This is a genomic window from uncultured Romboutsia sp. (genome assembly GCF_958366745.1).
GTDB classification, from domain to species: domain Bacteria; phylum Bacillota; class Clostridia; order Peptostreptococcales; family Peptostreptococcaceae; genus Romboutsia; species Romboutsia timonensis.
On the sequence record NZ_CATXCO010000169.1, the window covers coordinates 1 to 5269 of the forward strand.

At 29.3% G+C, this 5269-nt stretch carries 7 protein-coding genes and 1 pseudogene; 1 reads left to right on the forward strand and 7 read right to left on the reverse strand.

Going from position 1 to position 5269, the window contains the following annotated elements; genetic code table 11:
- The 4 genes and pseudogenes from Q5F54_RS10225 to Q5F54_RS13090 all read right to left on the reverse strand — a co-directional run.
- Positions 1 to 444, reverse strand: a pseudogene (locus tag Q5F54_RS10225) (restriction endonuclease subunit S); the annotation flags it as partial.
- A 30-nt stretch (positions 445 to 474) separates the two neighbouring features.
- Positions 475 to 1245 (reverse strand): hypothetical protein, encoded by a 771-nt coding sequence (locus Q5F54_RS10230; protein ID WP_281538222.1) that lies wholly within the window; start codon positions 1243 to 1245, stop codon positions 475 to 477.
- Positions 1246 to 1286: 41 nt separating this feature from the next.
- The gene (locus tag Q5F54_RS10235; RefSeq protein ID WP_331562693.1) at positions 1287 to 2651 is read right to left on the reverse strand and encodes an N-6 DNA methylase; all 1365 of its coding nucleotides are present in this window, start codon (positions 2649 to 2651) and stop codon (positions 1287 to 1289) included.
- Positions 2638 to 2790 (reverse strand): hypothetical protein, encoded by a 153-nt coding sequence (locus Q5F54_RS13090; RefSeq protein ID WP_330668357.1) that lies wholly within the window; start codon positions 2788 to 2790, stop codon positions 2638 to 2640. The genes Q5F54_RS10235 and Q5F54_RS13090 overlap by 14 nt, the downstream gene beginning before the upstream one ends.
- Before the next feature lie 537 nt (positions 2791 to 3327).
- Here Q5F54_RS13090 and Q5F54_RS10240 point away from each other — a divergent pair.
- Positions 3328 to 3933 carry a hypothetical protein gene (locus Q5F54_RS10240; protein ID WP_302169791.1) on the forward strand — a complete coding sequence of 202 codons (606 nt, stop codon included), beginning with the start codon at positions 3328 to 3330 and terminating at the stop codon, positions 3931 to 3933.
- 96 nt (positions 3934 to 4029) lie between these two features.
- Here Q5F54_RS10240 and Q5F54_RS10245 read toward each other — a convergent pair whose 3' ends face one another.
- The 3 genes from Q5F54_RS10245 to Q5F54_RS10255 form a co-directional block, all read right to left on the reverse strand.
- A complete protein-coding gene (locus Q5F54_RS10245; RefSeq protein WP_281538221.1) occupies positions 4030 to 4182 on the reverse strand; it encodes a hypothetical protein in 153 nt (50 codons plus the stop codon).
- 482 nt (positions 4183 to 4664) lie between these two features.
- The gene (locus Q5F54_RS10250; protein ID WP_281538220.1) at positions 4665 to 4952 is read right to left on the reverse strand and encodes an HNH endonuclease; all 288 of its coding nucleotides are present in this window, start codon (positions 4950 to 4952) and stop codon (positions 4665 to 4667) included.
- A gap of 114 nt (positions 4953 to 5066) precedes the next feature.
- Positions 5067 to 5269, reverse strand: a 203-nt coding sequence (locus Q5F54_RS10255; RefSeq protein WP_302334366.1) for a Mor transcription activator family protein, incomplete at its 5' end; no start/stop codon positions are given.

Below are 5269 nucleotides of genomic sequence, written 5' to 3' on the forward strand. Positions count from 1 at the left end.
AATCATATCATTATTTAAACTCGCTCTTGTTGTCATTGATGACATACTTGTTACTGCATTTCTAAATTTAAGTGATCTAAAATAATACCCAGCATATTCAGGTAATATTTCTACATTTCCTATAGGTCTAAGCCTTTTTGTAAAACCATTAAAGGTAGCATTAGGATAATCTTTAAGAGCCACACAACTTCTACCTAACTCATCTAATTTCTCACTAGTTCTAGTAAGAAATACATCTCCTCTCTTTATTGAACACTTTACTCTTTCCATTTCAGATGAATTAACTAAATTATCTAGTGTTTGTGGAACAAAATAATTATTAAATACATCTGTAAATGCTAAAAATTCATATCCAAATCCAAATTCTTCTCTTTTTTTTGATAACCCATTTGAAACTTCATATACTTCATCTAATTTATATTCTTTCCATTCTGTACAACTCATATTGTGACCTCCAAGTTGTTTGTCTAAGTTTTATGTATACATTGCAATTATAGATATCTTCTTACCAGGACCATCTATATAGATATCACCATCTTCACCTTCTATATGCCTTCTCATAGCTCTATTTATATTAAATAAATCTTTATATCTATCATATATTTTTATCTTATCGCTACTCTCATTTTTTTCTACTTTAGCTAAAATTGTAATTTCTTCACCTATATAATTTTCGAACTCTTCATAATCAATAGTTAAATTTTCTGATTTTATATTTGAATATAATTTAGATTCATTTAAATTAAAATATACCGGTATTTGTCTTCCGTCTTTAACCAAAGATCTAAAAAGTTCTTCTTCAGATGAATTATTATTTACTATATCTTTTATAAATTCACCTGATGTTGTAGGATTATTTAGAATAGATTTTATAAAATCTATCTCATCAAACTCATACGGTACTTCTATTCTTTGTTCAAACTTTATTATACTTCCTTTTAATATAGTATCTAAGTTTATATCAGTATCTGATAAATCGAAAAATATATTTTTATTTTCATCCAATATCTTTACTTCCAATAACTTCAATATATCTTCAGTATCATAAGTTCTATTTTTTTCAGTATGAAATTTACTTATATGATCTCCATTAGCTTTTATTATAGGTTTAATCCCGATATTACCATCAAATTTTACATTCTTTTCGACTATTTCTTTATCAATATCAGGTATAATTCCTCCTATTTGTTTATAATACTTATTTATCCTATCTTTATCTAAGTATAGATAATCTCTAAATTCCATATTTAGCCTCCTTATAAAATATTTTATTTACTGTAGTAATTTTATAATTTATATCCAATTCCTCCAAGTTGCTTTCTTATCTCTTCCTCAAGCTCCCTAGACTTCTTAAACTGATTAGCCAAAGTATTAGTTAACCTTTCCATCTTTTCCTCAAATGGCTCCCCATCATCTTCTACTTCCTCAATACCTACATATCTACCAGGAGTAAGTATATAATCATGTTCCTTTATCTCATCAATACTTGCCACCTTACAATAGCCTTGAACATCTTCATATCCATCTTCATTTTGCCAAGCTATATAAGTATTAGCTATCTTTTTAATATCTTCATCACTTAATTCTCTTAACCTTCTATTTACCATATCACCCATTTTACGAGCATCTATAAATAAAGTTTGTCCTTTGTGCTTTTTATCTCTATTAAAGAACCATATACATACAGGTATACCAGTAGTGTAAAATAGCTTATCAGGTAATGCTACTATACAATCTACTAAATCATCTTCTAATATTTTTCTTCTTATTTCTCCCTCATTAGAAGTATTAGAAGATAGCGAACCATTGGCAAGAACCACTCCAGCTTTCCCCTTTTGACTAAGTTTATCTAGCATATGTTCTATCCAACCGTAGTTAGCATTACCAGCAGGTGGTGTTCCCCATTTCCATCTAGCATCATCTACTAATAACGGTTGTCCCCAGTCGCTTTGGTTAAATGGTGGGTTTGCTAGTATATAGTCTGCCTTTAAGTTTTTGTGTAAGTCTTCGTGGAATGTATCTGCATTTTTACTTCCTAAGTTATTTTCTATTCCCCTTATAGCTAAGTTCATTTTTGCTAATTTCCATGTTGTAGGGTTACTTTCTTGTCCATATACACTTATATCAAATGTACTTCCACTATGTTCTTCTACGAATTTAAGTGATTGAACAAACATACCTCCACTTCCACAAGCAGGGTCGTATACATATCCTTTGAAAGGCTGAATCATTTCTACCATAAGTGCAACTATAGATTTTGGTGTATAGAATTCTCCTCCACCTTTACCTTCGTTAGCTGCAAATTTACCTAAGAAGTATTCGTATACTCTACCTAATATATCTTTTTCTTTTCCTTCTTTACCACCTACATTTATATTAGTAAATAAGTCTATTATTTCTCCTAATATTCTTTTATCTAGTTCTGGTCTAGAGTAGTTTTTAGGTAATACTCCTCTTAGTGAATCATTTTCTTTTTCTATTGCATCTAAGGCACTATCTACTATTTGTCCTATTTCTACTTGTTTTGAGTGTTTTGCTATGTAATCCCAACGAGCTATTTCTGGTACCCAGAATACTCCTTCTGCTAAGTATGCATCCATATCTTCTGCAAATTCTTCATCTTCTTCTAGTAGTTCTTTATATTTTTCCATGAATGTATCTGAAACGTATTTTAAAAATATTAATCCTAATACTACGTGATACTACGTGTTTATATTCTGCTGCATCCATATTATTTCTTAATTTATCAGCACTTGCCCATAATTCTTCTTCAAATCCGATTGTTGCCATTATTACACATCCTTTCTATTATCTTTTTACATTATATCATATTATCTAGCAATTAATAACAATGCTATAATAAATACATAAATGTTATAAAGTTAGAAATACACATAGTTTTACTATAATAATGAAAAAGCTATTCTCATTTGAAGAATGGGTTTTAAACCCAACGGTCAATCTACAAAAAGACGAACACTACTTAATCTAAGAAGACCATTTCTCAATCATAATGGTGTCAATAGCTTAAACTTTTCACCTGAAACTGGAAAACTTGTTTTAACAACTGGAGATGGTGGCTCAGGCTATGATCCATTTAACTTAAGTCAGAATAATATTGAAATCTGCGGTAAAATAATTGAAATAGATGTAACTAAGAATACATCAGTAAATAACCCACCTGTAGTCACACGCTTTGATGAACTTCCTATATCTATTCAAGAAACCCTTACAGTAATGGCCAAAGGAGTTCGTAATATACCTGGCATTTCATTTCAAAGGTTTCATAACCAATATATAAAATATGTGGGCAATGTTGGTCAAGATTTGGTAGAATCAATTTTTTCATTTGTTAATTATAGACCAATACCTGTTACTCAACTTGTTCAATCTTATTTAAAATCCCAACCTGAAAAAGAAAAGTTTATTAATTTTGGATGGCGAGGATGGGAAGGTGATTTTCCTACTTCCCTTATAGCAGAATGCTCTAATAGTTCAACTTTGAATGATATAACAACTGCTTATTACAACGAAGCAGTAAAAACTTCAACACAGCGTCTTTTACCTCTTGTTTGCTATTTTCATAAAGATTCACAACCAGATAAGTTGAGTGGTTCTGCACTTACAGGTGTTCAACCATATATGGGAAACAGAATACCAGATTTAACAGGAAGTGTTGTGTTTACTGATTTTGCCCAAAATGAAGAGTCGAAACCTCCAGTAAGAGGAGTTTTAGCTTATACAAGACCAACAAGAAGTTGTAAGCTAAATGATTTTAGTATTATTGAAACCGATTATAATTTTGGATCTGAATCATCTTATTATGTTTGTTTAGGTACAAATATGAATCAAACCAGACTTTATTTAGGTGTTTATGGCTCTTTTAAAGTAACTGATTTAAACAAAGGTACTATTTTTGAAATTCTTCCTTAACATTCATTAAATTCCTTAAATTAAATCTATAAACTAAAAAATACCCTGTCGGTATTTACGACAGGGTATTTTAATTTACATATTAAACTATATTAATTATCTACATAGATAATGCTTCTTTACTAATTTTACAATCTCTCTAGCCTCTTGTGCTTGTTTTTTAGGAACCTTAAATGATATAGGTGCATTGTAAGGTATACCATTTTGATTTATAGCTGAATTTCCATCAACACTTATTTTTATATCCACATCTAAATCAAAAGTAGATGCTAATTCAAATGATATACTTTATAATACTTTCTCCTAATAACTGTTTTTTCCAATTATAAGGGAATCATTCATTCTGTCATCTCCGATATTTTATAAAAAAAAGACTCACCAAGGTTCGCTTCATCAAGTAAACTTGAGATAGGCGTCGTGAGTACTGTTAATATTATTGTATGCATTTTATAATATTTTGTAAACATATTTTTAGTTTTTATATATTATTTAAATAATCAATAGTCTCCTGAGATAATTCAATTTGGAATGCAAATCCTTTTACTCCATACTCTTTTAATTTATTACTATTTACTTTATCTATTTTATTTAAATATTTTTTAACAGGTACAAGCCTTACATATCTAAGTTTTTTAGATATATCTCCACTACCTTCATTATCAAATGAAAACTCTTCATCATTTATGGTTTCTTCGTAGTTCAGTAATTATGTAAAATTTCACAATACCTATCTATGATCTTCTTACATTCCTAGATTTTTTTATTGTAGCTATTTTACTAGCAGGTTGCTTTTTTATAAACTTTAAGTATTTATGTATTTTTTCATCATTCTTTAATTTATCTATACTATCTAACCTTATAGCAAGTTCTTTATTAGTATATAAAGCATGTATTTGTCTATGGCAATCTGAACATATGTAAGATATATGTTCTTCATTTCCTCCCTCTTCTCTAGGTAGTAAATGATGTTTTGTTAGTTTATCTACTTTTCTATCGCATAGTTGACATATATTGTCCAATTTTTACAACTCCTTATTATCATTTAAATATATAATATTTTTTCCCACTTTTAATAAGGTTTATAAGTAATAGATAAACAACAAACCCCGTCGGTATTTTTGACAGGGTTTTTATCACTTATAATTAACAATATTTCTAACCTGAGCTGTACTAATCCCAAACCTCCTAGAAACCTTTCTATAATCCCCATCAAAGCTATCTCTAATCATTCTATTTCTAACACCCTTAACAAGACTTGCTTCATTAGGAATATACAAATTGCTCCCACCAGCAAACTTAACTAAACTCTTAAAAGCATCCATACCTATAACATCAA